The following is a 1533-nucleotide window of genomic DNA, read 5'->3' on the forward strand; positions in this document are numbered from 1 at the left end:
GTCTTGGCGCCGGTCGGCAGCAGGGTGACAGGGGCCATGTCGCGGGTCTCGGCGCCGAACACCCGGCTGGCGTTGCGCGGCGCGGCGTTGGCGGCCAGGCCCTTGGCGTTGCGGGCGTTCAGATAGGGCCCCTGGGTGCGCAGCGTGTCGCGCAGGACGAGGCGAGCCGTATAGGGCTGGGCGTTGTCGGCGAAGGTCGCCACCGCCAGCATGTCGTTGGACCGGCCCGACAGGCCGAACACCAGTCGGTCGCTCCCGAACCCGGCCGGCTGCGACAGCCGCCAGACCGCGATGGTCGCCGAGACCGAGCGGTCGGCCTGCCAGGTGGCGCGGTCGCCGGGATAGGCCATCCGCAGCATGGTCGAATAGCCGTCGAAGGCCTGGCGCACGCGGCCGGCGGCGGTCTGCAGGTCCTTGGAGCCGCACGCCGCCGCCCCGGCCTTGGCGCGGGCCCGCTGCTCGACCGCCTGGACCTGAACCTCGCTGGCGCCGGAACGCAGGGTCGCGCCGCGCGCCTGGGCGCGGGCGGCGTCCAGGGCCGAGCCCACGGCGGGCTTGAACAGCCGGCAGCGCGCGTCTGCCGAGGTCATCAGCGTCCGTTCGTAAAGCTGGTCGGCGGCGGAGGCGGCATGGGCCTGGCTCGACGCGCCGAGCCCGGCGGTCGTGACGAAAATCCCTAGCCACCGCGCCATCCGACCCCCAAGGGTCTTTCTTGACGTCATAATCTCGTATTCTGCGAGAGCGGTTTCAGCAGGCAGCCTTAGGGCGCCGAGGTTGCGGTTCGGTTAGCGATGCTACTTTCGACGGACATCTGGGTCGGCGCGCTGATCCGCCGCGCCGAACTGGGCGGGGCCTTCGCCATGGTGGCCCGCAAGGGCGACCCGCGGGCCGGCGCCGTGCTGGTCAAGGCCGTCGACCGCCGCGCCAACACCGCCAAGCTCTACAGCGAAGCCACGCGCGGCGACGGCGAGCGCTTCTGGATGCAGCCGGTCCGCTCCGACTTCGAACCCGACCTGGACGCCTACGCCGAACGCGCCGCGCGGATCGACCCGGATATCTGGGTGGTCGAGATCGAGGACCGCGAGGGGCGGCACTTCCTGACGGAGCCCGTGGAGGCCGATCCGGGGAGCTGAACCCAACCTCCAAAAAAGATTGTCATCCCGGACAAGGCCYGTAGGGCCGCCGATCCGGGACCGCCGGAAGCGCCTGCGTTCACGCGTCGGTCCCGGATCTTCGCGCTGCGCGCTCGTCCGGGATGACAACCGTTTTGGGCTATAGGCGACAGCCCTGGATGTCATGGGAACAGCTTGCGCTCGATGGCCGTCTTCAGGTCCGGCCACAGGTCGATCCGGGCGTGGCGCTCGGGATCGGAGGGGGCCAGAGGGCGCAGGCGCTCGTCGGCGACCATCTGGAAGCGGTTCACCCACGGCGCGCTTTCCGCCACCGAATCCAGTTGCGGCAGCAGGTCGTCGATGAACACCGACGGCGAGGCCGTGCGTCCGGCCAGGTCCGCCGCCGACGGTCCCTTGGGGC

2 protein-coding genes and 1 pseudogene are annotated in these 1533 nt (G+C 71.1%); 1 reads left to right on the forward strand and 2 read right to left on the reverse strand.

Annotated elements, in window-relative coordinates; genetic code table 11:
• On the reverse strand, positions 1–590 hold a 590-nt coding region (locus AC1DZ6_RS25000), incomplete at its 3' end, for a hypothetical protein (RefSeq protein ID WP_477099788.1).
• 201 nt (positions 591–791) lie between these two features.
• Between AC1DZ6_RS25000 and AC1DZ6_RS25005 the strand changes: the two genes are divergently transcribed.
• Positions 792–1133, forward strand: coding sequence for a DUF1491 family protein (locus tag AC1DZ6_RS25005; protein ID WP_477099789.1), 342 nt, complete (start codon positions 792–794; stop codon positions 1131–1133).
• A 161-nt stretch (positions 1134–1294) separates the two neighbouring features.
• Here the strand turns inward: AC1DZ6_RS25005 and AC1DZ6_RS25010 are convergent.
• A pseudogene (locus tag AC1DZ6_RS25010) lies at positions 1295–1533 on the reverse strand (hypothetical protein); the annotation flags it as partial.

The sequence above is a fragment of the Caulobacter sp. P1_B12_2 genome, from assembly GCF_056406675.1.